We start from the raw sequence: 25,553 nt of genomic DNA on the forward strand, positions 1-25,553 counted from the left end.
TAGTTCGTCAAATTTATATTTTACGTAATTTTGTAATGGTCAGTTGTATTGAGTTTTTGTTCCCCCTATTTCTCTAGTGACGAGTGACACAAAACTTTATCCTAAAGTGACACAAAAGTTTATACTCCTCTCTATTCTAAATTTAGTGTGACACAAAAGTTAAGACTAATAGTGATTTAATTACTCAATTTGAGACACAAAAGTTTAGACTTATAAACCCAGATTCTTAAAAATGACACAAAAGTTTATACGATATTGATCGAATAAACATTAAAAATTACAAATCCATATTTCTTATCCTTTTCATTTTTATTATGGGCTAAGAAACATGGATTTAAATTAAATTAAACTTAATAACTTGATAGGATTTATAAATTTTTGAAAATTACCTACTCCTGGACAATTGCAATCCTCTATCAATTCATTAATATCAGTATCATTATCTGAGTTTATATATATAAAATACTCTTGGTCCTCTTTGCTGTAATCTTTAAAGATTATTTTTGGCATGAATGTATATGAATTTAGTACTTTATGGCTAAGTTTCGTTCCTTTATTAATATGATTATTTGCTGCTTGAAGATGGGTTTTAAAATCGCCTATAATTATCTCCCCTACTATCCGATTTATATGCCAAGTGAAATAATTAATATAACCATCTGTTAAATATTTCTCGTAGCGATAGTTTTTATATAGGTTCTTGATAGAATCATAAAAATGGTTTATCGGTATGCCATTATCCTTCAATGAAGATTTAAATAAAGGGGAAAGTCCACCATTGTCAACAAACCTCGTATCTTTAAAACCCTGGTACCTTTTTTTCCAATATACATAGGCAATTGCAATTGGGCAAGTTTCCTCTATAATTAGCTTGTCGTTTCTCGTGATATTTTTTATACATTTAATATGGTTCTGTAGTATTGTTTTCCGATAATGTCTAGCAATGGAACTAAATATCTGCTGAATATTCGTATAAATTTTTTCAAGGTAATCATCGTTAAAATCGTTAGGAAATATGCTGCTAAACAATTCGTAATGATTTTTTATTAGGTATTTTTTTCTACTATTCAATAATTTCCTTCGGTAGCTTTTAGGTAAATTTAATTTTATCCTATACTTTTTGTTCAATACTTGATTTAGATCAGTGTAGGAATAATTATAATCTGATTCAGAATACAGCATCTCATCGAAATCATGTAATAATTTTATGATACTGAGTCGTCCAATATTTTCCTTTGATAATTTAAGCCAATCATTAATTCCTTTATTGGAAATTTTATTAGTAAAAACGTAATTTCGAAAAGGTTTATTTTCACTGAATAAATGACCACATTTACATTGATATGGACGTTGAAACATTGAATCATCAAATTTATATGGAATTTCCATGTTACAACTAGGGCATTTGTTAACTAATTGAATATTGTGAAATGGACATTCTTGAAAAAAATGAAACTGATGCAGAGTTGAATGAAATTTTCTTTTTAAGCATAACGGACAAAAAGTAAAATTATTTCGAAACTTATGAACAATATTATTTGTTTTTGATGGTGTGACAAAAGGGCTTTCTAATTGCTCTAACATTGCATTATTCATTTCTTCTAAAGGATAATTCAAATCCTTCTCAAGAAGTTTTAAATCAAACCCACTTAAGCTGTAAAGATTTTTATGAACGAATCCGATTTTTTGTTTTATTTTTTTAACCTCTCTAGTGCCATATAATCGATACATTTGGTCACATGAAAGTGCGTTAGCGGCTCTAAAATTTGTAAGAATACTCCACGTGGATTCATAAGGCATAATCCATTTCGAATTCCAATTTAGCTGAATATCAGTACAATCTTTGCTACTTAATGATAAATTTATTAGTCTGTCGATTGTAACACCTCCGATTGTATATAACCGGATTCAATAATTCCTTCATTCCATACGTTTTGGTTCGGCCAAAAAATACAGCCGTCATTTGAACCATAAGTCATTAGAACATAGTTAATAATGGAAATAACATAATGCATTGGAACTTCTATCTTTCTTTTAATTCCATGTTCCATTCTTATGTTATTTATTAAATTCCAAATAACATTTGCTTCCTTTTCTAGTCTGTATCCTCCAACAAATGCATCAGGAAAGAAAAATTTTGTATAGCTCCACCCACTCTTCAGAGGATATTCCGCAATGGAATCGTAACCTTCTAAAAGAAAAGCAAGTTCCTCAGCATTCTTCATACCAAAAAACTGCTTTTCATGAATCATAAATCGTCCCACAATTTGTTTACTGGTCTTTAAATACAAATTTCTTTTATGTTTTAGCTCATCTTGTCCAACCAAAATTGTCGTCAAATTAATTCCATACCTCTGTAATTCATTAAAAATATCCATTAGCCACTCAAATTCATACCAGGTTAGTCTTTGCGCATCGTCATAAAACCAAACTATTTGATTCCTAATTGTTTGGTCTCCCTTTTCATATAAAAAATTTATTAATCTCTCTTTTTTTTCCGTAACCTTTCCGGGAGTATCTAATGAATGTCCAACATTTTTTAATAAATGATAATAAAATCGATCCTCGTTAGGAGTTTTTGTTTTTTCTGAGTTGATTAAAAATGTTGTAAATTCATTATTATATTTTATTTCAAATACTCTTTTAAGATATTTAATTGCATAACTTTTCCCTATACGAGGAGTTCCATAAATTATTGCACCAGTATTTCTCAAACGAACCCATTTAATAATAGCTTCTGACAGAGAATTAATAGCTATAGTCTCCAAAATGTACATTCCTTGTTCGATAGGGTGTGTCCCTACGGGAATATAAGGTCTTTTAATTTGCGGTGCTGTCTTTACTGCTTCCCCTTCCATAAAATCCCTTCCTTTTATGAATTAAAAAAGTAGCGTTCCCTTGTATTTTTTTGTTTTGATTCATTATGATGATAATCGATTACTAATGAATTTTTTTTATTTGGACGAAGATCTTTCGAATTGTAATCGTTAGGTAATTCACAGCTATTAATTTCATCGCTCTCAACCTTGGAAATTGTTTCTTCTTTGCAAACATGTTCAAATTGAACAAGTTTTGTTCTAGATTTACGGTTTTCTTTAGCCTTAGTTTTTAAATAATTATGATAAATTTCTATTGGATCGTCTTCATTTAAAAAATGAAGTAGACCTCTATAGTTAAGACTATTGATAGCTTTACGAATTTTTAGCGAGTGCTTTCTAATGGCCCATTTACCTTGAGCTTTAAGTATGCCAAGTTCACCTCCGTCTGGTAAATAGGCCCTTAAATATCTTAAATCATCAGTATCGATTTCTAATGTAAGTTTAGTTCCTACTAGACTAAAACTTTCAGCAAGTAAATCATTTCTGTAATCCACACCCTCATACCTGATTAAAGGCCTTCTACCTTTTTCAATGCTTCCTCTTAATGTTCTTGTGTCATATATGACCATAAACTCTCTTCCATCTCTATATTCTTCATCCAGTGTCCTAAACGCGTAGTTCCTATTAATCCTTTGCTGCATTACCTCAAGTGGAGATAGATTATTGAGTGATCGTTGTGGTTTGCCATTTTGATTCGCAATATATACTTCAACTAATTGTTCAATTTCTTCAACAGAGATTTCATAGGTAACCGCCTTTTTTTCCGGATCTTTTCTTCTTGGGTCTTTGGGATTACTCCCTGTTGTATTTACTAACCGATGAAAAGCTTCATCTTCAAGAATGTGAAAGAGCTTCTCAATCCTAGGTCTTCTTGTAGGTGTTCCAACGGGCCCTGTGTTAACTGCACAGCCAATAATTTGCTTTAATTTCTTTTTAACTTTATTTGCAAGGTGAGCCTTTGCATTATCGAAACAAATTTCATCCCAAATAGCATATTTAGTAACAGGGATAATTTCTGAAGCGAATCCCCCTTCCTTAGGCATTTTTAAGGCAGGAATCGTTAATTTTTTTGGTACCCAGGGTAAACAAGCATTTCTTACACACATCATTACATCGTCTGCAGAGTATTCCTTGTTTATAACAATATGATAACCAAGGGTAAGATTAGTAGCGACATCTACAATAGCAAGTAACCAGATACGGTCAATTGTATTAACAATCTCATCTCCCTCTGGTGTGGTAAATCGGACTGCTAAAGAAATATCAAGCCTATGACCATCAAATTCTACTCTTTCAAATGGACGTTCAATAATGTTATTTTTATCCCCGACCCCTGTACTGTTGTAAAGCATTTCAGCATCTTCCCCAAAATTTTTCATAATAAGTTGTGGGTTTGAAAGCCTTAGATTTTTCACATGACGATAAAAAGATCTTCTTCCAAGATCTCTTGTATTAAAAGGATAGCTTCCCTTTTCAGGTGTTAAACCTTGAGATTTACAGAATCGAATAAATTTCTTATAAATATCTTTGATTCTAGAGTTTTCTTTTACTTTTTCATTTTTGTCCTTTTTAAAAACTAATCTTTCAATTTCATCTGCAATTGCAGGGTAATTGTTTAATAACGCCTGAAAAGCACCCGTTTTTTTGGACTCCTTATTCTCGAACCCATTAATATTCTGAGTGGTCTTTAATGTGTACTCATCCGTTCTATAGTATGGAATGAGTGCCCGATATCCTAGTATTATTCCATTTTTATCTAGCTTTTGACACCTATTCAATAGCCTATAAATTTCGGACTTTAACATCCCGGTATCAGCGGTTATTTCTTCTATTGTTACTGAAGTATCAATATAGGCGTCTATCGCCTTTTTTCTCTTTAAAAAAATTTCTTTACTTTTGTCATCAAGTAATTCAGGATTCACTATCGGCCACTCTTTACGATCAATCATTATCTCATGTTTATTTTTAGGCATATATAATACCTACCTTTGAATTTAGGGAATACATTGTTGTGGAAAAATCAATATGAACTTTATTTAACAAGTAAAGATAAAATAACGTTTCATTCATTGATTGGGGAGTTATTTTTGTTTTAAGAATTAGTTCATTAACCGACATTTCTTTTTCAGTTAATAGCGTTAATACGGAGTGGCAATAATCCTCATTCAGTTTTTTTAGCTTTCTGGTGTAGGGTAAGAGCATTTTTCTGTTGGTTAGAAGTGGCTGTAATCGTATTTCTTTCTCTGTTACAATACGATAATTAACATTGGTATTTTTGCTCCATTTTTCTTGGATACTAAGCTGGATATGGATTTTCTTACTTCTTTCATTTTTTTGTGTTGCTGCTTCAATTACGTCTTTTTCATATTTTACTTCTACAAATTCCTCTTTTCCATCTTTCCATTTAATCCAAATATCAATAATTGAATCGTGTTTTTTCTCATCATAGTATTCCGAAATTTTTATTGGTTGCTCGCAAAAGCACTCTATATCGGGATTCGTTTCAACTAATATCCAGTGTTCATATTCTAGGTCGCTATAAAAATTTACATCTCTATTGATTTTATTACTAAAACTATCCCAAAAGTTGCTGCCAAAATGATTAGATTTTAAGCTTAGTACCGGTTCATACATAACCTCACCTCCGGAAAATAGCTATTATTATTATCAATACTATATGGATACATTGTGAAAACTAGAAATATAGGAATGTCGTAAATTGTTATGAGCATCCTTTCTTTAACTTCCGTTTTACTCAATTTTTAACATAATTAATTAAATGAATTTGTAACAATTTGTCAATAATAATTAATTGTCATAGAATTTTAATATTTCTCCTAACATAGCAGGGAATAATGCTTCCATAAATTAAGCACTAGTATCTTATATTAATATTAGAATTGCTATTTTAAAATCAACCAAGAATAATGTTTACGTAGGTTTTTAATTTCATTTATAAAAGCTGCCACAATGTGACAGCTCTTTCAATCTCCCTCTAGTGGTCTTATATCAACTTTAAAACATTGATAAATTGTCATGTAATAATATTTCTCAACCAATATGGATATTATAATCAAGGACTAGCTATAAATATTGGTAATTAGTGTGTAAAATGACACAATAATTTATTCCGAAATTTATCCAATAATCTATTTTTCCTTTCAGTCTTTGTCCTAGCGGATAGAAATAACAATCGTAGCATTAATAATAAACATACTCATGCTTTTTCACATAACTGTTCTTCGTACTGGGGGTATTAGGTAAAACAGGGGTCTTATCATTTTCAAAAACGCAATGAGTAAAAGCTAGTGTTTTGTATTTAGCAGCACCGGCAACTGATTGTGCATGAGTCTCGTTGTAAAACTATACCTCTTACCTATCTTAGGTAATTGCACTTTTTTAATCGAAAATAAATAAAACTGAATGATCAATTTCTTCGGTTACCTTTTCAGCATCTGATTCGACTTGGTTAGCTGAAAACTCTATCTCGTTTACTTGCACCGTTTCCAGAATATATTCAGCCAGCCTATCTTTATTGTTGTCTCCGGGATTGTTATATTTTCTATTTAGTGCAGCAACGAACAAATCGGCAAACTGCAAAAATAAATGTTCGTGTGAAGGCATAGAAATTAGTTGATCCATTATTAAATCATCTTCATAATGGATTTTAAAATTATCTTCTAAGCCCTGTTTCAATGTTTCTAGAATGAGTGCGCTTTCTCCCTCCTCATCCTTAGTTAAATTAATCTTTTTAGGCAACTGAACCCTGTTCGAGCTTATCTCGTGGTTAATACCCAACCTGATGAACTGATAATAAAGCTTTGTTACCAAATCAGATATTGGAACTCGGTTAATTTTACTTTTATTAACAGCAACTGCCTTAAAACTAACCATTTCCCCGTTTCGTATAATAAGATTGAAAAATTCTTTGTAAATTTCTAACTCTTGGTTGTTCCGATTATTTAAATTCTTAAAGTGGAATTCATCGGGTATTTTTATCCCTTGTTTGTACTTTTCACTTGACCATTTAAGAAAATCTCTTTGAATTTTTGAGGCCAATTGCTCGCTTAAAAACCAAATACCTGCAACAATAACATACTTTTCAGTCTTGCCGGTTTCATCTGCAAAAACATTTATTGTTCCATAGGAAGGCTTATCTAACAATTGTGCTTCCTTTTCTTCTTCCTCTAAGGTTCTTCTGCGCCGTCTTACCTCGGTATCAGCCAAGAATAGCTTGTATTCATTTTGAATTTTTGCACGAGCTCTTACTATGGATGTCAAACGCTCTAACTTAAACATTTTTGATATATCAACAAAATTAGAAGTGAGACCATTATAAACTTGCCAGTATTTAATTTGAAGAGCTATGTCTGAGTTTCTTGTTTCAGGGTATCTGTTTAATATATTGGCTACCCTAGTAGTCAAATGCTTATCATCTCCCATTTGAACTGCTTTCCATAATGCATCTGCTTTCTTTTTTCTCTCTTGATCCTTTTCTAAACTTTCTACTTTATCTTCGGAATTTTCAATTTCCTCCTCAAGCAATTCATTTTCAATTTGCTCAAGGACATCCAAATCTTTTTCCGACATTTAAATCCCCCCACTAACATTTCAAAGGAAAATATACACTTCCCATTCAACAATGCACTCCTGCCCGTCATTACACCCAATTTACGGCACTGTTCTTTTTGCTATGCCACAAGACCGCATTTATATGACGGCTAGAAATGGGAAAGGCGGAGAGCTAGAAAGGATATTTGAGTCCTTGAAATCCATGAATTCCCAAATTTATATTCACTATGCGAATTAAGACAAATTAAAGGCATGAGTCCGGTTCAATACAGAACCCATGCCCAAGCAAATGCATGATTATTGGCGTTAAGATTACGGCGCTCTTTTCTTGTTTCAATAATAAAGTGTTCGGGTTAAAAATATTCTCCTTTAAATTAAAATTATTTTGTTTCAAATAAAAAAGTCTCTTGGTACTTTCTATCGTCTTTATCTATGATACCTTTCTTTGACCAAGTTATAATTACTTCTAACTTTTTTGCACTTAATGCAACAGGTAGGTTTTTATGGTGTAAAGATTCTGTTATTTTTAATTTATCTCCATCAGCGGTAAAAAGTTCATACTTTGTTTTGGAATCTGGTTCATCCCTATAAACTTCAATTCTTTCAAGTTCAATGGTTTTATCACCAATATTTCTAATATCAAGACTGTATTCATTAAATTTTTTTGTTGCTTTTTGGTCTTTAGGAAATGGATTGTCAGGATTCCCTATCTCTATTTTCCATTGTTGTGATGACTGAGATATGGGCAATTTATCAAATGTCAAAGCAAATGTTTTCAATGATGGGTTACTAATAAAAAACACCGTAAAAAACAGACTTATACCTAAAAATATTCTCTTCACATTATCACTTCCTTTTATTTTTAGTATTGTCTAGGATATTAAAAATAATGCAAGGATATTGTTCAACTACCATGAAAATTAACTTCTGAAGATAAGGTGAAAAGGCAATCTGAAGAGACGCAGCTCATTTGTTTTCAAAAAATTGGTATAGATCTTACTGATTATGAATGAGTTCGGTTATATAAGTAGCTCAAGATGCTTCCAGTTCTTCCAATGTAACTGAACCTAAACATTCAAGCTTTCGGAGTGAGTGTGCCACATAATCGATTGTTGAAGTAGTCTTCACCTAAGTCTGTATACACTGTAAGGAGGTAGTAAGGAATCCTAAACATGGCATGAGATACGAGGATGCATGTGTGTTTTTTTACTTTTCGCGCAGCGGTGCATATATACTGGAACCGAAATTGGTTTTGGATACTTTACGGGATGAACTGCTTCTAATAATCCTGAACCCAAATTTCTATTTCATTTTTTCATTTTGGAAGATTTCCTTTTTCCCTCTACTTTCGTTGTGACAAGTAACTAGACCTGCCCAAAAATGTAAATAAAAACTGTTCTTTTACATCCGTTCAGGTTTAAGATAAAATCTGTTCAGCTATCCTCGTGGCAATTCCGGATATGGAGTCCCCGGACGACATCTTCATGGTGGGTACTTAATCTTGCCACATCTAAGGGTTCGTAATTTGTCAGTGATAGCAATAGTCACTCTACATGGAGTCTCTGCGGTCCTGGGTTCCCCTGGAAGAATCCAGGATTCATGGGGATGGCTTGCCAATAAGTAGCATGCCCGCCTCTACATGTTAAAGTGCCTTTCTAGTTCGTTTACGTATCCTAGAGTGGCTCTAAAAATGGCAGTCATTGTGAATATTTTTGTCCGACGTGTCACACTTTGGCAGGGGTATCACTTTCGCATGGCTGTATGCATCCAGTACCTTTTGGATCCGATTATGTAGTCAGGCACGTTCTTCGATAGCATACTTGGACGAAATCGTACGTGATCTAAAAGTACCCACTGGCTCATTTATGTTCCTTGAAAAAAGCTCTAATAAAAAACACCTCATCCTTTGGTAAAATGAGATGATGAGAATCACTACCATACAGAAGAGGTGTCTCATATATGCCAAAACCCTAAAGATTTAAATTTTATTTTCAGGGAATTAGAGATTTTAAAGGCTCTCCAAAATGCTAGGATGAAGTTAAGATTTGAATTTCAGCTTTCTATTTTTTTCAATTTGTTTTTTTCTTAATTTTTCATCGAAGCATTTATAAATCCTTCTTCGTTCAGGATCCAACTAAAGATGCTGTTTAAGGTTTTATAGTCCATTCAAAGTTTGTTTAGCACAATGTTTAGCCTTCTATTGTGAGTACTATTCAACCAATCAGTATCCTAATGGATTTTTATCGCCAAAAACATAGGTAATTGATGATGAATCCATAGTTCTCCGAAATTCGAAGTAAAATGTGGAGCTTTTAGCCAGCTGTATAATCATTGTATGCCTTAAAGAAATTACCTAAATATATTTTTAATCCATGAGAATGTGTGTATTTCGGTGAACTAAGTAAATAATTTTTTGGGTCTAGTAGCATTATTGTTGGAGTTGTTCTAATTTTATAATCCTTAAAAAGCATTTTAGAAACCAAAAAGTGAATGTTTTGATCATAAAGTTCATCACTTAATTTTTCTTCACTAATAACAATTAATTCCAAAGGAAATTTCTCTTTAAATTCTTTTAAATTTGAAATTATTTCCTTACAATATATGCAGTCTTTTTGTGCAAAAATTAATAATTTGTATTCTTCACTATCTTTACTCAACACTACCTCTCTCTTTAACTGATCTTTTTCTCTAAATAACGGAACTTTTTCTCCAATTTTAAGTTCCACAAATTCGGGTTTTCCGTTTGAAATACGAAATTTTTTAATGAACTCGGCAACTAGTTTCGTTAAGGAACATAAAAATATTATTTGTAAAATTACAATACACCATAAGACAAAATTTGAAAGATAGATTCCACTCATTTTGCTAACCCCTTTAATTATTATTTTGAAAAGCTTCTTAAATGTTCAATTATTTTTATATTCTGCCTTATGGTTTCGTTAATATTAAATAGTGCAATAACAATAAAACAATTAACTAAGAAATAAAAAGAAAGTATATCTTGGTAATACATTACAAAAGAATTTTCTAAGCTTAAAAAATTTGATGTATTTAAAGACAAGTATATTAAACCCAAAATAAAAATAGAGTTTCTAATTACTAACCACCAAGAAATTGTATTTGACTCTAAAACTCCACCACATCCACACGAGAAATCATTCCTTCCTTTAAATAAATTTATTGTTATTGCTATAGTATAAATTAATACTAAAATAGCACCGATTACACTCGTAAACTTTTGTATAATTCCCAACAATAAAAGTGAGCCAATTACTATTTCTAGTAAGATATTTGCAACAGAAAAAGGTTTACTAAAAGAATTAGGTATTATTTTATAATCTTGAATTGTTAAAATACTATCATCAAAATGCTTGATTTTTGAAATTGCAGTACTTAGAAAAATAGAAGCCATTAATAATCTAATTAATAGTAATAATTCATCATTAACTGTTTCCAACTTTTTCTCCTTTCAATAACTTATTTTTCATAAAATTATATGCTAATACCGAATTAGGACTTAAAGCAATTACACTCGTATCAATATCAATTAATGCTATTGTTGGGAAAGAATTTATTTTATCAGCTATTTCTGAATACGGTATAACTTCTATCTCTACTAATTCTTTATATTTGTTTATAAAATCACTTGTATTTTTATCTTCTACAGGTAGGAATACTCTTGCAGGTACTTTTCCGAAACAATTTTGAAGTTCGATTAGATATTCTAATTCTGAATGACAATGAGAACACTTAGGAGTGGCAAAATAAAAAATGTATGGAGAATCAATTTGCCAAGTTATTTTGTCAGGAGCCATTTTTAATGACGGTAAATTCGGAAACGAAAGTTTCGGTGATGAATATATTTCGCAACCGAAACTTTCGTTTCCTTTTTATTTTCGCCATATTAATTGGCACTTTATGGATATAAGTTCCATTGAAATCTATTGTTGTTTGTATTATTCTCAATAAAAGAAAAAGGACCGACAAGGTCCTAAAAACGGTAGTCATCAATGACTCTCTCTACGGAGTCTTCATCTACCAATTCTTGTTTTCTGGAAACGGCATCAAGCAGGCATTCTGTACATAAACGGTTAGTTAAGCGTAGAATGCCCCTTGTTTCCTTGTATATCTTCTTTAAGGATGCTTCAGTGAAAATCTGCCGATTTTCACCAGCGTTTTCTAACTGATGAGTAATGTACTCACGCGTTTCATCATATGTGAGACCTTCAAGGTGGAATCGAGTGTTAATCCGTTGTGAAATGGCTTCTAAACTTCGTAAACGCAGCTTGTCTCGTAATTCTGGCTGTCCAACCAAGATTAGCGCTAGCGGCGAAAGAGAGTCAATTTCAAAATTTGTTAGAAAACGAATCTCCTGCAACATCGATGGAGATAATAAATGCGCTTCGTCAATGATTACGACGGGCGTTTTCTTTTTATTTTCATAGATATCCATCAATGCCGTTTTGAATTGCCTCTTTAAATCACTAGCTAAAAACATAGGTTCAATTCCCACTTGGAGAAGCATCTCCCGATAAAAGTCGCGTGGCTTCAAAGCTGAATCCGATAAATAAAGAAATACATGCTGATTTGCTTCTAATCGATCTTTTAAATCTCGAATCGCTGTAGACTTACCTGCCCCAACCTCGCCGGTAATCAAGCCAAATGAACGTTGTTGAATCATAAAGGTCAGACGCGCTTGCAGTTCTTTAAATTGCTTGGTCATAAACAAATGTTTTGTTTGAACATCCTTTTGAAAAGGGGTAAAGTTCCATCCAAAATGTTTAGAAATCATCTATTTTTCTCCCTCCACAAGGGATTGATAACTTAATGCTCCTCGCTTTTCTTTTTGTTTTGTTTCATGACTAGGCGCAGTTAATTCAAGAAAGTTTAAGCCGGATTCTTCGCTTGTTTGAATCAATTCTTCAGATGCTGCTTTTTCATGTTTTGGCCGTGAAAGATTCAAGGGAATGGCACTCTCAAATTGTTTTCCGTCAAACCAAACTTCTAATTTTTCTAGATCATTAGGATTAAAACGAATCGTGATGTATTCTCCGACAAGCTGCGATTCCACCTCATACTTGTTCCCCTGAAAGGAAATACAACCGGTTTTATCCACCTTTCGTTCCTCTTCCCAATAAAATGCCTTTTTTAATTCATCAAAGGAAACAGAAACCGTAGGTTGCTCACATTCTTCCCATCTTTGTTTTGGTGTCTGTTTTGTTTCACCATGCTTTCGCTCATGGTAAATAGATTCTTTCCAAATATGAAAATAGCGATTTAACTGCTCTATAGATTGAATCCTTCCAGATTCTATTAAGTCATAAGCCTCCGGCTTAAATGATGAATCTACAAATTGAAAGAATCGCTCAATTTTCCCACGCCCCTGGGGCCTTCTCGGGGTTGAATGTGAAAGCTTAATCCCCAATCTTGCACAGGTAGTTTCTAATGCCTTTGCTCGATAAATTGCTCCATTGTCGACATAGATTTGCTCGGGCTTTCCGTGGCTCATTATGGCTTTAAATAAACAGTCCTCTAACTGTGCCCCTTTTTCATCAAAATAGAACTGCCCATGCACGATATGCCTAGAATAATCATCAATAAATGCAAATAGTTTTGCTACTCGCTTTTTGCTTGAGTCCTTCGGATCCGGTAAATAAAGAGTGTGCTGCACATCGCCTTGCCAACAAGCGTTCCGATAAGGAAATTCAAATCGGCGAAATTGCCTTCCTTTTGGTGACTTTTGTAATTTCTTTCGGGTAATTCCTGCTTTGCGCAACTGTTTAGATAATGTACTTTCTGAAATAGATCCTGGCTCTATTACTTCTGCCAATTCCATGATTCGAATAATCTGTTGAACGGAGCGCTCTGGACGCTCTGTTTTCAATAGTATGGCTTGTTCAAGCACATCGTTTGAAACAGCTCTCGGAGCGTATCCGCCCCGTTTAGATGGTTTCAAAGCTTCGAATCCACCTTTACGATAAAGTTGCAGGTAGCGTTCTAATGTACGGATCCCGACTTTTTGCAACTCCCCATATGGATTAAGATGCTCACTCTCTGCAATATTCCGAAGCCTTTGTGCCTGCTCTCCATTTGGAAGCTCTCTTGTTACGATTTCGGCAATTAGGCCGAAACGGTATAAAGCAATATCATTTCTTAACTTTTCATCCATTAAAAACTCTCCTTTTCATAATTAAAATTCTTATATGTTCCATTTAATAATGATTACAAATAGAAAGGGAGAGTACAGATTTTGTGGGAACATTAGTTTCGAATAGGGGAAATGAGCTAAAATTACCCCGAAGGGGTGGAAAATAAGGTTCGGAAAGGAATATGGCAAAACAGTGGGAATGGGCAATAATGGATTTGGAGGTTTATATTCTATGGATTAGTTGATTTATCCATTTGAAGAAGCCACAGAAAGGGTAAGGGGCACTGGGATGAAATATTTTCCATGCCAATGGTAAGAGGAATATAAGTGCTTGTTCATCTGTTAATGGTTTTATAGCTTGAAAATCAAACGCAATTGGATGATTCTCAACTATATTTGAAAGGAGAAAATTTATCAGTTTGCTTTTTTTATTCTTCCAAATCCCATCCCATTTTTTAACCGTCTTATAACTGATGCCCCCAATTACATTTGTAGAAATATACGTTTGAATTTGGTTATAACTTCTTCCTTTTGCATACCGTAAAAGCCATGCTTTTTGAAGAATTTCCTCACTATGCACATGGTATCGAAAAAGAAAATCAGGCAATAAAGAAAATGTCTTTCCACAGGCAGGGCAAAGCCAGCGATAAATAGGGATTTTTATAATTTTATTTCTAGTTACGACTGATCGATAGTAGCGGCCATGTCTGTATAATTTCCTTTGACAGTCAGTGCAACCCTCCTCACATATCGGAGGTACATCCTGGTAAAGCCGTAGGTAGCCCTTGACTGTCTTACCAAGATATCTTACTCTATTCATAGTTTATTAGTTCAATCTGCCTCGAAGATACTGCAATCTCTTCGGGGTATTTTTTTGTCCTCCTCCCGCCAGGGAATTATTTGTATTTTTACATTGTCGCATAATATTCTCTAATTGTACCGACATAAAATTTTCCTAAAACAATAAAAAACACTGCCATTGAAAGTGGCAGTGGACATTATTTTTGGAATTTCTTTTTTTAAGTAGGAGTTTTCCAAGGGATGTGCGTATAGGGCAACATCAACAGGTTGTAAAAAAACTAGTTCTTTTTTTAATTTAAATAAATAAAACAAAAATAAAACCAAAAAAGCACTCCAACTCATTGAAAACAAAAAAGTGTTTGTTAAAATAATAACCCCCCCTTTTTTTATTAGTTATATTATAAACTGAAAACTTCCATTTTTTAATAGAGAATTTCCGAAAAAAGTAAATTTTGGGAATTATTGTAAAATTGGAAAATTTATGATAATATCTTAATAGAAATCACAACGGTGTAATACTCCATATAATTTAAAAGGAGAGATTGAAAATGATGTCAAAAATTTTGAATGTATCTACAGCATCATGTACACCAGTTAGAAGTGAAAGTAGGTGTAATTACATCTACAGAAGATGTTCTCAACAGTTATCAAACGGAGATGAAATCTGGTACATGTATGATAAATATGGAAAGCTTTGTTCTACTACTAACTTTGGTGAATGCTGCTATTTCTAATTGCATATAAGAGAACGAGAATTTCCCTAAAAAGGAGCAGTTTTGCTGCTCCTTTTTTGCTCCTTTTTTATATTTTCTTTGAAAGGAACTTGTTAAATGAAACTAACTGTTATTTTTAAAGCTATTAAAATAGTAAGTAAGTTAAGTAGAATATGGCTAATATTTAATATCCTATATCCTATTATTATGGGTTTAATGCCCGTGTTGACAATTTATATTACTAAAGAGTTCATAAATCAGTTATTTGTTTTGATAACAGATGAAAAGCAATCTCTTTCAATAGTGTTTTTGTTAATAGCTCAAGTTTTAATTATGCTGGGGACCAGATTATTAAACGATATAAAGCATTATCTTGATCTTAAAGTTGATGTTGAAGTTGGTTATTCGATAGAAAAAAAAGTTTTAACTAAAACTACTTCCATTAAGTTTAATAATTTTGATGATCCGTATTTCTACAATTATTTATCACGTATTCAAGGGAATTACGGTCAAAGATTTTTAGCTCCAATTAAAGAAATTGTTGAACTAATAAAAAATACTATCTCACTAACGAGTATCTTTTGGTATATAATATCTATTCATTGGATATTTGTACTTTTTATTATCATTCCACTAATTCCTCTATTTATTGCAAAGTATAAATACGGAATAAATAGTTACAAATTAGGGATAGTAAATACTCCCTTAAAAAGGGAGGCCGACTATATTTCAAGACTATTAACAAACCGCGATGCAGCAAAAGAAATCAGAATTTACTCTTTGGGGAAATATTTAATAGAACGATGGTCAAATAAACATTTAGAAAATTCAAATAAATTTTTGCACCTTTCCAAAAAGCAACTAACTATTGAGTATTATTTGGAAATTTTCAACTGTTTAATTTATGTTTTAACGATCTTTTATATCATAAAACTAATAAAAAAAGGGACATTTTCTATTGGGGAATATATTACGCTTATTCAAGCATTGCAAGAAATACAATCTAGCTTAAACTTTGCAATCTTAAATATTACTAATATTATTGAACAATCCCTTTATCTTTCTGACTACTTTGAATTCATAAATATTAAGGAAGATAAATTAACTACTGATATTGATAAAGAAAAGAAGTTTCCTAATAAACTTTCAAAAGGAGTTACAATAAAAAACCTTACCTTTTCTTATGACTCTAAAATAATATTAAATAATATTAATTTAAATATTAATACTGGAGAAAAAATCGCTATTGTAGGAGAAAATGGTTCAGGAAAATCAACTTTAATAAAATGTTTACTTGGTCTTTATGATGCAAAGTCAGGGGATATTTTATTTGATAACATTTCAATTAAAGATATAAAAAAAGTAGATCTAAATAGAAATATTACTGCCTTATTCCAGGACTTTCAAAAATATTCATTTACTGTTAACGAAAATATAGGATTTGGTAATTTAAATTTACTAAACAATAATGAAGCAATTACGCAAACTGCAATAACAATTGGAGCACATGAATTTATTAGTAAACTAGAAAATGGATACAGCACCTATTTAAATAGGAATTTATATAAAGGTGAGGACATATCAGGAGGGCAATGGCAAAAAATAGCCTTAGCACGTGTTTTGATAAGAAACAGTAAAATAATAATTCTCGATGAACCGACTTCAGCCCTTGATCCTTTATCCGAACATGAATTATACAAGCTATTTGACAAAGTAACTTCTGAAAAAACAGTACTTTTTATATCCCACAGAATGACAACTACTCGATTTGCAGATCGAATTTTAGTAATGAAAAATGGAGAAATAATTGAGGAAGGAAATTTTGAAAGTCTAATGGAAAAAAATGGAGAGTTTTTTAAGATGTATCAAATACAAAACAACATTCAATTCCAATTTGCCTAAGCCACATAGAAAGGGAAGTATAATTTGGATAATTTTCTATAGACATTACAAAGTACTAGCCAAACCGAATGTTACTCTTTCTTTTTCACATCATGAATGTCGGGCGAATAACACAATCCCCCTCTCCCATGTGAGTTTCGTCGGCAATTATACTTAGTTAATTATTTTTCAAATGAAGAGTTTTAGATCAAGAGTGTCTAAAGATTTGTGTCACTTTTGTTGAACGTCTGGAGTTTTGTGTCAAAAAAATAGAACGTATAAACTTTTGTGTCGGAAATTATTGACACAAAAGTTTATACGCCGATAGTAAAATGTTGATTCTATAAGGTTTTTTTAGTCTAAAAATTTGTGTCACTCGTCATCTAGTTACTATGTTATGATTAAAAATATCCCCATATGTTTTAGGAGTGAATTTCATGAGTGTACATAAAGATTTAATCAACCATGCTGCCAACCAGAATAAATTGTACCAAGAATTTTTGTCCTTGGATCAGCTTCGCGAATCATATATTGCCGAGGCTGTGGAATTATGTAAACAAGGCAAACCTTTTTCCACTGACAAAATTAATCAAGTAACTAATAAAATGAATACAATAAACTTGCGTATCGTTTCACTTCGGAAAAATGTGACGGCTGAAATGGTCCAGGATTATGTAAATACCTTATAGTTTTTATAAATCACTTTGAATTAAAATCAAGGTGATTTTTTTATTCCTCCCTCCTTCCCTTCTAATCACATATTAAGTTTAATTTTTGCTCATTCTATAGTTGATTGAATTGATTATGAAAGGAGTCCATTTATGCAAATGAATCAAGCACCAATGTCTACGCCTCCAGAGGTAGTAACAACTAAGGATTTAATGTATTTAAAAGATGCTATGTCATGGGAGCTGTCGGCATTCAAGAAATTCCACTTTCTTGCTGAACATGCGACAAACCCGCAGGTTAAGCAAACCCTTGATAAGGCTGGAAAAATGCATCAGGATCACTATCAACGGCTGCTGAATCATCTTCAAGTTGATAACAATTCTGTAATGGCCAACATGCCAAATACGCAGCAAACCCACTAATTGATGGTGAAATGGAGGTAAAGTAAATGCAAAATCAACAAAACCAGCAGGCTCAAAGTCAGAATCAAATTGCGAATCCACAAACCGGCCAATTACCACAAGTGAAAGGCCCTGAAATGAATGACCGTGATTTTCTAAATGACGGTCTAAGCACATGCAAATATATTACAGACAGTTTAAATACCGCGGTACGAGAGGCCAGTTATGATCGGCTTCATGCAGACCTGCTGCAAATATTGAATGAAACTCATCAATGCGCACGTGAGATATTTGAGGTTATGTTCCAAAATGGCTGGTATAAACTTGAAGCAGCTGAGCAGCAAAAAATTGACCAGGCGTACAAGCAATTTAGCAACTACTCTAGTCAGTTTCCTTATTCCTAATTGCTTCAGAAAACAGAAAAAGCAGCCTAAGGAAATCCCCCTCAGGCTGCTTTGTATTCTTTACTTCTTTTTAGAAGTTTCTTCCCCATCTATACTATAGTCATACTTCGTACGATCTACTGGTGTGAAGCCGTCTGGAGTATAGAAACGTAATAAATCTCCGTTTACCACTTTATCAGAAAGAGCCAATTTATGCTCAACTGATTCAGAGTATTGATTTGCTTCTTCCAGTTTATCCTTCTCAAGTTCCAATCCAGTTACAGTGTTGTAGTACTTTCCTCCAACAGATGTAATCGTCGGGCTGACATAGTCCCCATTTCGGAATGGAATCACTTCATCATGCTCTTCAGATAATAAGTCTGTACCGAATTGGATATATTCTTTCGAATCTACACCCAATAGGTGAAGCAGTGTTGGCAGGATGTCAATTTGTCCGCCGTATTCATGATTTACTCCGCCTTCCATACCAGGGACACGGATGAAGAATGGCACGCGCTGCAAGCCAGCGCTTTCGAACGAATTGATTTCTTTACCAAGCACTTGCTCCATCGCTTTATTATGGTTTTCGGATATTCCATAGTGATCACCGTACATAATAATAATGGAATTGTCGTATAAACCTGTTTCCTTCAAGTAGTCAAAGAATTCCTTTAACGCTTCGTCTGCATAGCGAGCCGTTTGGAAATAGTTATCGACTGACTTATCCCCTGTTACGTTTGGTCCAATGCTTGTTAGTTCTTGGTCCATGCTATAAGGGAAGTGATTGGAAACCGGGATAAATTTTGTATAGAACGGTTGTGGCAATGTTTCCAACAATTTATATGACTGCTGATAGAACGGTTTATCCATCAAACCGTATTCAGCCAGATCATTATCTTGTAAATCATAATATTTATCATCAAAGAAATGATTATAGCCAAATGATTTGTAGATTTCATTACGGTTCCAGAAGCTTCCAGAGTTACCATGGAACACAGCTGATGAATAGCCCTGCTGGCCAAGAATCGCTGGAGCTGCTTGGTACGTGTTCATGCCTTTTGTTGTAAAGGCTGCACCCTGCGGCAATCCGTATAATGAGTTTTCCAAAATGAATTCAGCATCAGCCGTTTTACCTTGTGCTGTTTGATGGAAAAAGTTATCAAAGTACATTGTGTTCTGGTCTTTGGTTAATGAATTTAAAAACGGTGTTACCTCTTCCCCATTCAGCTTGTAATTGATTAGGAAGTTTTGCATTGATTCAAGGTGAAGATAAATCACGTTCATGCCTTTTGCAGCACCGAAATACTTTGGATTTGGCGCAGCATAGTTAGAAGTGGTAAAGTTCTCCACTTCAGTTATATCATCGCTATCAGCCATAACCCGCTGTGCAGAAGCTTTCGTGCTTTTAACTGCATCATAAATCTGGTAGTTGTACATACCCAAATATTTAACAATATAGTTACGGTCAAATCCGCGTGTTAATAACTGCGGACGATCTGTTTCAGCTAACGATAGGTTTAAACAAGAAATCGCCAATGACATCGAGAATAACGCAGCCACTTTTGGACGACTCAGGTTCTTTGCCTCGATTTTAACAACCCGGAAAGCAAGTAAAGCAATTAATAACAGTGTATCAACGAAGAACAAGAAGTCATATGGCTTCATTAACGTAGTCACACTGCCGCTGACATCACCGAAGTTCTGTGTCTGCGTTAAAGTCGGTAAAGTGATGAAATCATTAAAGAATCGATAGTATAAGATATTGGCATATAAAAGGAAAGATAATAGAAAATCTAACACAATCAGCCAAATATATTTTTTCCGTCCTTTAAACAAGGCAGAAAACCCTAGAAAAATTAACGCTGATCCTAATGGGTTAATAAACAGTAATATTTTTTGGAGCGGATTTTCAATTCCTAAGTCAAATTGCGTTAGTTGGGCAAAGTAAGTTTTTAGCCATAACAGCAATACAGCCAAAAAGAAAAAGCCAATATATTTGTTGAAAATACGTTGACTCACTTGTCGTAATGTATTCATTTTACACCATCCTCTAGCAAGTAATGCTATTTATATATTAAACTAGAATGTATTTAACATGTCTAATATTTTACCAATCAGATATGAACAATCTATGAACAAATCAAAAAAAATAATTTACAATATCTTAACAAGAACATAACTATACTCCTTTTTTATAAAATGTCAAGGCATCCTCTATAAAGACGGAATTAATACAAAGGTAGTATTTTTCTAAATTTTTAATATATTCTTAATATTCTATTGACGCTTCTTACTATATAAGATATATAAGTTATATATATTTTTTCGGTCTGTCATTCTATGGAAAAATAAAAAAGCGAGGTAATAGTATGTACGAGTTGTATTGCAGGACCTATCAAGGAACAATGAAAATGGCGTCCTACATCCTGCCATGGCGGGAACCAGTGTTGCTGCAGGGTGAAAACAGCTTGGCTAAACTGCCTAAATTGATTAAGACGAAGAATATTGACAACGTTTTAATCGTCACAGACCAAGGAATTACCTCAATTGGACTGATGGATGACTTTTTAGAAGGGCTGACAGCTGAAGGAATCAAGTATTTTGTGTATGATAAAACGGTCCCTAATCCTACGATTGATAATATTGAGGAAGCCTATGGGATGTACCAGGCTAACCAATGTCAGGGAATTGTCGCTTTTGGCGGCGGCTCACCGATGGATTGCGCAAAAGGCGTTGGCGCCCGTGTTGCCAAGCCGAATAAGAGCATTCCCAAGATGAAGGGTGTCCTGAAGGTGATGAAAAGCATCCCGCCGTTGTTTGCGATTCCGACAACAGCCGGGACTGGGAGTGAAGCGACGCTTGCAGCAGTTGTATCCAATAGCCAGACACATGAAAAATATGCGATTATGGATACCTCCCTCATCCCCCACTATGCTGTGCTTGATCCGCTATTGACGGTAAAACTTCCACCGCACATTACCGCCGCAACCGGGATTGATGCGTTGACACATGCGGTTGAGGCCTATATCGGCAAGGCCAATACAAAAAGCACGACAAGATGGAGTATTGAGGCGGTTAAAATCATTTTTGAAGATTTGTATGAGTCATATGAAAACGGGTCAAATATTAAGGCGCGGACCAACATGCAGCGGGCTGCGTACCTTGCAGGGATGGCGTTTACCCGTGCCTATGTCGGCTATGTCCATGCGATTGCCCATACCCTTGGGGGCTTCTACTCTGTTCCGCACGGGCTCGCAAATGCGATTATCCTCCCTTATGTTCTCGACTATTACGGGGAGAGTGTTCATAAGCCATTGGCGGAGCTTGCCGCTGTAGTTGGTTTAGGAGAACCAGCAGATACAGATGAACAAAAGGCCAAGAAATTTATTGACGCAATTAAGCAATTAAACAAAAAAATGAACATACCGGAAAAAGTCAGCGAAATTGTCGAAAGTGATATTCCCCTCATGGTCGAGCGGGCCATAAAAGAAGCAAATCCGCTTTATCCGGTTCCAAAAATCTTATATAAAGAAGATTTAGTTAAGCTTTATCATATGATAAAGGAGTAGATTGTAAATGACTTATGTAAATAATACCCTTACCTTAAAGGAAGGTGATGGTTTGGAAACTTACTGCGAACTTGTGCAAAAACAAAAAGCATTTTTTAAAACAGGAAAACCGAAAAATGTTGTTTATCGTTTGGAGGCACTGCAAAAATTAAAAAGTGCCATCCAACAAAATGAAAAAAAATTAATGGCTTCCTTACGAGCAGACTTAAACAAATCTGAATTTGACGCCTATACCGCTGAAATTGGATTTGTCCTTTCCGAATTGGGCTACACCATCAGCCATTTGGAATCATGGATTAAACCGAAAAAAGTTAAAACTCCGGTTACCCATATGGGTTCGGCCAGTTATATTTATTCGGAGCCTTATGGTACGGCACTCATTATTGCCCCGTGGAATTATCCGTTCCAATTGGCGATTGCACCCTTAATTGGAGCAATTTCAGCAGGAAATTGTGCAGTAATCAAACCTTCCGAATTGACACCGAAAACCTCAGAAGTACTGGCTGAGTTAATTAGAGGTTTATTCCCGGAGGAGTATATTGCAGTCGCCGAGGGTGCAGTTGACACAAGCACGGCCCTGCTTAAGGAGAAATTTGATTATATCTTTTTCACTGGAAGTGTGCCTGTTGGAAAAATCATCATGGAAGCAGCGGCCAAAAATTTAACCCCGATGACATTGGAGTTAGGCGGTAAAAGTCCTTGTATTGTCCATGGCGATGCTAACATTAAATTAGCGGCAAAACGAATTGCCTGGGGAAAATTCACTAATGCGGGCCAGACTTGTATCGCACCAGATTACCTTTATCTTCATAAAAACATTAAGGAAACTTTTTTAAAGCAATTTAAAGAAACAATTAAAGAGCTATACGGTGCGCAGCCGTTAAATAATCCCGATTATACCCATATTGTCAGCCAACGGCATTTCCGACGTCTGGAGTCTTTCCTGAAAGATGGCGAGGTTTATTGTGGCGGCCAAACTGATGAGACAAAATTGGCGATTGAACCGACCGTTTTGACAGAGATAACTTGGAATGATCCTATTATGGAGGATGAAATTTTCGGGCCAATACTGCCTGTAATGGAATACGAGAGTTTAGATGAGGTATTGGAGGGAATTCATAACCATCCGAAACCGCTTGCCCTTTACATTTTCACAGAAAACGATAGCGTACAGCAAAAAGTTTTAGATAGTGTACCCTTTGGCGGCGGCTGCGTAAACGACACCGTCTATCACTTTGCCTCCCCTCACCTGCCCTTTGGCGGGGTCGGTCCGAGCGGGATTGGTTCCTACCATGGGAAAGGAAGCTTTGATACATTCTCTCATAAAAAAAGCGTCTTAAAACAAACAACGTTATTTGATATTCCGTTTCGCTATCCAAATGTTAAAAATGGGTTGAAAAAGATTAAGATGTTTCTTAAATAAAAGAAAAAAGTCCTTGAATCAGGGACTTTTTTCTTTAGCTATGCATTTTTGGATTGATGACAATCTTCCGCTTCAAGAAGTGTGTCATGTACAGCTTCATACTTCGCGTGAAACGGGCAGCCGCTCATTGGACCTTCAAAGGGGTTACTGGAAGAACTTCCTTCTTTACTGACATGTTCATGCATAGTTAAGCCAAACGTCGTAACAGCATCCTTTAGCAATTTATTTTTCCAGTCGTCAAATTGCTTTTCAAATTCACCGCTGGCATCTCCTTCACCGCGACGAGAAAATCGAGTGGCGCCTTTTAGCACAAGCTGTTGATCAATCAACCGTGGAACATCTTGATAGGTAGTAGCCCAATTGGAATCACCGCATCCAAATACGGCATAGTTCACTCCTTTAAGACTGCCTGGGTCTAGCTGTTCCACCCATTTAACAAAATGACGGGCATTTCGCGGCGGCTTTCCATTATAAGAAGATGTGATAATAATGACGGCACCCTCTGTCGGCAGCTTGCCAATCCAGTCATTGAGTGGCGAGGCTTCACTTTTAACGCCAAGTAATTGGGCCCTATCCGTAAGTTCATGAGCGATCCTCTCGGCAGTTCCCATATTGGAACCGTATAGTACGAGAAGCGGAGTGTCATTTACCCCGCTGAGAGTAAATTTCGGCACACCCTTTTCATTTCTTGCTTCGCTGGAAATTTTAGGTTTGCCTTCTACCGGAAATGGCATTTTGCTTTCACGCAATTTTACCATAATGTTGAAATTGTCCGGCTTTAACGTCAGTGTTTGCTTAATTTTCAATTGATAGTTCATATAATCTATCAGGTCAAAATGCTGAAGAATCATCCCAAGTACCAATGTGGCCTCATGCAAGGCAAACTGCATGCCGATGCAGGCCCGCTGTCCATTGCCGAATGGTTTATAGGTATGAACCGGAATATTACTCATGTCTGCAAACCGGTCGGGACGGAACTCTTCAGCATCCTCACCCCATGCATCTTTGTCCCGGTGAAGTTTTGGCAGGAGAATACCAATATTATCATATTTGTTAATCTGATATTTTCCGCCGATGACGGTATCTTCTTTTGCAAAAAGGGTGAATTGCGGTGCCGTCGGATAGAGACGTAAGGCTTCATGTAAAATCATCCGAATGTATTTCAATTCTAAGACTTGCTGATAGGATGGCACAGGATCGATTAACACCTGGTCAACTTCGGCGCGGGCTTTATTGAGGACTTCTGGGTGTTTCATCATCAGGTAAAGCGCAAACGACAATAGTCCACTCGTCGTCTCATGACCAGCAATTAGAAAGGTAATGATTTGGAAACGGATGTTTTCATCATCAAGCACTTCGCCAGTATGAGGATCTTTAACATTCAGCATCCGTGCTAGTAAATCTGTCTCTCCTTGGTCGCCGCGTTCTTTTCGTTCCGCAATCATTTTATCCACCAACGAGAACATGGAGTTTATATCGCGTTCAAACTGCCGCTTTGTTAACAGCATCATTTTAGTTTGGAACGGCAGCCTTGTCGCCTGATGCATGGCTTCATCAAGAGCCCTAACCATACTATTGATAAATGGATTGTGCTGCTCGCGGTAAAAGCTATTAAACCGATAGTTAAAACCGCACAGGCCAATTGTATCCAGTGTCAGTCTTGTCATATCATCCGGTACATTAATGCTTTCGTTATGATTTAACCGGGCCCATTTGAGGATAAGCTGCTGGGCAATATCAACCATCATCGAATGGTACCCTTTCATCGCTTGCTGGCTAAAAGCCGGCATCAAGATATTGTGCGCTTTCTGCCAGTTTGGCTCTTTGGTTTTGCTGGTAAATAGGCCGTCTCCACCGAGTGCGCGTAGAAAATACAAGCCACCTGAGAGACTTTTTCCAAACCGTGATTCATCACAAATTTCCGCAGCCAACTCATGACCGGAAACAAAATACATTTTAAAGCCAAATGCCTCAAAACGATAAATAGGACCACACTCATCTGCAAGTTTCCAAAATGACAGGGTCGGAGCATCCTTTTCGATTAATGGAATATTTCCAAGGGGGCCAAACGTTTTCGGTTGCGGAATCGGAATGATCTTTTCCATTTGCATCTC

The 25,553-nt window shown here is 35.0% G+C and carries 20 protein-coding genes; 6 read left to right on the top strand and 14 right to left on the bottom strand.

Features of this window, described 5'->3' with window-relative positions; genetic code table 11:
* Nucleotides 1-339: 339 nt before the first annotated feature.
* From ACZ43M_RS13515 to ACZ43M_RS13570, 12 genes are all read right to left on the bottom strand, one after another.
* Complete coding sequence (locus ACZ43M_RS13515; protein WP_464503080.1) at nucleotides 340-1,800, bottom strand: TniQ family protein; 1,461 nt, start codon at nucleotides 1,798-1,800, stop codon at nucleotides 340-342.
* Between the two features lie 65 nt (nucleotides 1,801-1,865).
* On the bottom strand, nucleotides 1,866-2,858 hold the full coding sequence (locus ACZ43M_RS13520; protein ID WP_464503081.1) for an ATP-binding protein: 993 nt from the start codon (nucleotides 2,856-2,858) through the stop codon (nucleotides 1,866-1,868).
* 14 nt (nucleotides 2,859-2,872) lie between these two features.
* Nucleotides 2,873-4,852, bottom strand: coding sequence for a hypothetical protein (locus ACZ43M_RS13525; protein ID WP_464503082.1), 1,980 nt, complete (start codon nucleotides 4,850-4,852; stop codon nucleotides 2,873-2,875).
* A complete protein-coding gene (locus tag ACZ43M_RS13530) occupies nucleotides 4,845-5,513 on the bottom strand; it encodes a Tn7 transposase TnsA N-terminal domain-containing protein (protein WP_464503083.1) in 669 nt (222 codons plus the stop codon). Before ACZ43M_RS13530 ends, ACZ43M_RS13525 begins: the two co-directional genes overlap by 8 nt.
* A 765-nt stretch (nucleotides 5,514-6,278) precedes the next feature.
* Nucleotides 6,279-7,469 carry a DUF3800 domain-containing protein gene (locus tag ACZ43M_RS13535; protein WP_464503084.1) on the bottom strand — a complete coding sequence of 397 codons (1,191 nt, stop codon included), beginning with the start codon at nucleotides 7,467-7,469 and terminating at the stop codon, nucleotides 6,279-6,281.
* A gap of 362 nt (nucleotides 7,470-7,831) precedes the next feature.
* A complete protein-coding gene (locus tag ACZ43M_RS13540; protein ID WP_464503085.1) occupies nucleotides 7,832-8,293 on the bottom strand; it encodes a hypothetical protein in 462 nt (153 codons plus the stop codon).
* Between the two features lie 1,470 nt (nucleotides 8,294-9,763).
* The gene (traF, locus tag ACZ43M_RS13545; RefSeq protein WP_464503086.1) at nucleotides 9,764-10,312 is read right to left on the bottom strand and encodes a conjugal transfer protein TraF; all 549 of its coding nucleotides are present in this window, start codon (nucleotides 10,310-10,312) and stop codon (nucleotides 9,764-9,766) included.
* 20 nt (nucleotides 10,313-10,332) lie between these two features.
* The gene (locus ACZ43M_RS13550) at nucleotides 10,333-10,908 is read right to left on the bottom strand and encodes a MauE/DoxX family redox-associated membrane protein (protein WP_464503087.1); all 576 of its coding nucleotides are present in this window, start codon (nucleotides 10,906-10,908) and stop codon (nucleotides 10,333-10,335) included.
* Nucleotides 10,895-11,266 carry a hypothetical protein gene (locus ACZ43M_RS13555; RefSeq protein ID WP_464503088.1) on the bottom strand — a complete coding sequence of 124 codons (372 nt, stop codon included), beginning with the start codon at nucleotides 11,264-11,266 and terminating at the stop codon, nucleotides 10,895-10,897. Before ACZ43M_RS13555 ends, ACZ43M_RS13550 begins: the two co-directional genes overlap by 14 nt.
* A 176-nt stretch (nucleotides 11,267-11,442) precedes the next feature.
* Nucleotides 11,443-12,243 (bottom strand): ExeA family protein, encoded by an 801-nt coding sequence (locus tag ACZ43M_RS13560; RefSeq protein WP_464503089.1) that lies wholly within the window; start codon nucleotides 12,241-12,243, stop codon nucleotides 11,443-11,445.
* Nucleotides 12,244-13,620, bottom strand: coding sequence for a transposase (locus ACZ43M_RS13565; protein WP_464503090.1), 1,377 nt, complete (start codon nucleotides 13,618-13,620; stop codon nucleotides 12,244-12,246). It abuts the gene before it with no gap.
* Nucleotides 13,621-13,822: 202 nt separating this feature from the next.
* Nucleotides 13,823-14,419 carry a DUF6431 domain-containing protein gene (locus ACZ43M_RS13570; RefSeq protein WP_464503091.1) on the bottom strand — a complete coding sequence of 199 codons (597 nt, stop codon included), beginning with the start codon at nucleotides 14,417-14,419 and terminating at the stop codon, nucleotides 13,823-13,825.
* An 811-nt stretch (nucleotides 14,420-15,230) separates the two neighbouring features.
* Between ACZ43M_RS13570 and ACZ43M_RS13575 the strand changes: the two genes are divergently transcribed.
* The 4 genes from ACZ43M_RS13575 (at nucleotide 15,231) to ACZ43M_RS13590 (ending at nucleotide 18,468) form a co-directional block, all read left to right on the top strand.
* On the top strand, nucleotides 15,231-17,015 hold the full coding sequence (locus tag ACZ43M_RS13575) for an ABC transporter ATP-binding protein (protein ID WP_464503092.1): 1,785 nt from the start codon (nucleotides 15,231-15,233) through the stop codon (nucleotides 17,013-17,015).
* A gap of 416 nt (nucleotides 17,016-17,431) precedes the next feature.
* Nucleotides 17,432-17,683: a DUF2533 family protein gene (locus ACZ43M_RS13580; protein ID WP_464503093.1), complete on the top strand. Its 252-nt coding sequence runs from the start codon at nucleotides 17,432-17,434 to the stop codon at nucleotides 17,681-17,683.
* Between the two features lie 132 nt (nucleotides 17,684-17,815).
* On the top strand, nucleotides 17,816-18,085 hold the full coding sequence (locus ACZ43M_RS13585; RefSeq protein WP_464503094.1) for a ferritin-like domain-containing protein: 270 nt from the start codon (nucleotides 17,816-17,818) through the stop codon (nucleotides 18,083-18,085).
* A 26-nt stretch (nucleotides 18,086-18,111) separates the two neighbouring features.
* Nucleotides 18,112-18,468, top strand: coding sequence for a spore coat protein (locus ACZ43M_RS13590; RefSeq protein ID WP_464503095.1), 357 nt, complete (start codon nucleotides 18,112-18,114; stop codon nucleotides 18,466-18,468).
* A 60-nt stretch (nucleotides 18,469-18,528) separates the two neighbouring features.
* Here ACZ43M_RS13590 and ltaS read toward each other — a convergent pair whose 3' ends face one another.
* Complete coding sequence (gene ltaS / locus ACZ43M_RS13595) at nucleotides 18,529-20,484, bottom strand: lipoteichoic acid synthase (protein WP_464503096.1); 1,956 nt, start codon at nucleotides 20,482-20,484, stop codon at nucleotides 18,529-18,531.
* A gap of 332 nt (nucleotides 20,485-20,816) precedes the next feature.
* Between ltaS and ACZ43M_RS13600 the strand changes: the two genes are divergently transcribed.
* Together ACZ43M_RS13600 and ACZ43M_RS13605 are read left to right on the top strand one after the other, a co-directional pair.
* Entirely contained in the window at nucleotides 20,817-22,016 is a 1,200-nt protein-coding gene (locus ACZ43M_RS13600; RefSeq protein WP_464503097.1) for an iron-containing alcohol dehydrogenase, read from the top strand.
* Between the two features lie 7 nt (nucleotides 22,017-22,023).
* Entirely contained in the window at nucleotides 22,024-23,439 is a 1,416-nt protein-coding gene (locus tag ACZ43M_RS13605) for an aldehyde dehydrogenase (protein WP_464503098.1), read from the top strand.
* A gap of 38 nt (nucleotides 23,440-23,477) precedes the next feature.
* Here ACZ43M_RS13605 and ACZ43M_RS13610 read toward each other — a convergent pair whose 3' ends face one another.
* The gene (locus ACZ43M_RS13610; protein WP_464503099.1) at nucleotides 23,478-25,544 is read right to left on the bottom strand and encodes a cytochrome P450; all 2,067 of its coding nucleotides are present in this window, start codon (nucleotides 25,542-25,544) and stop codon (nucleotides 23,478-23,480) included.
* Nucleotides 25,545-25,553: the final 9 nt, after the last annotated feature.

The organism is Neobacillus sp. B24 (assembly GCF_055381825.1).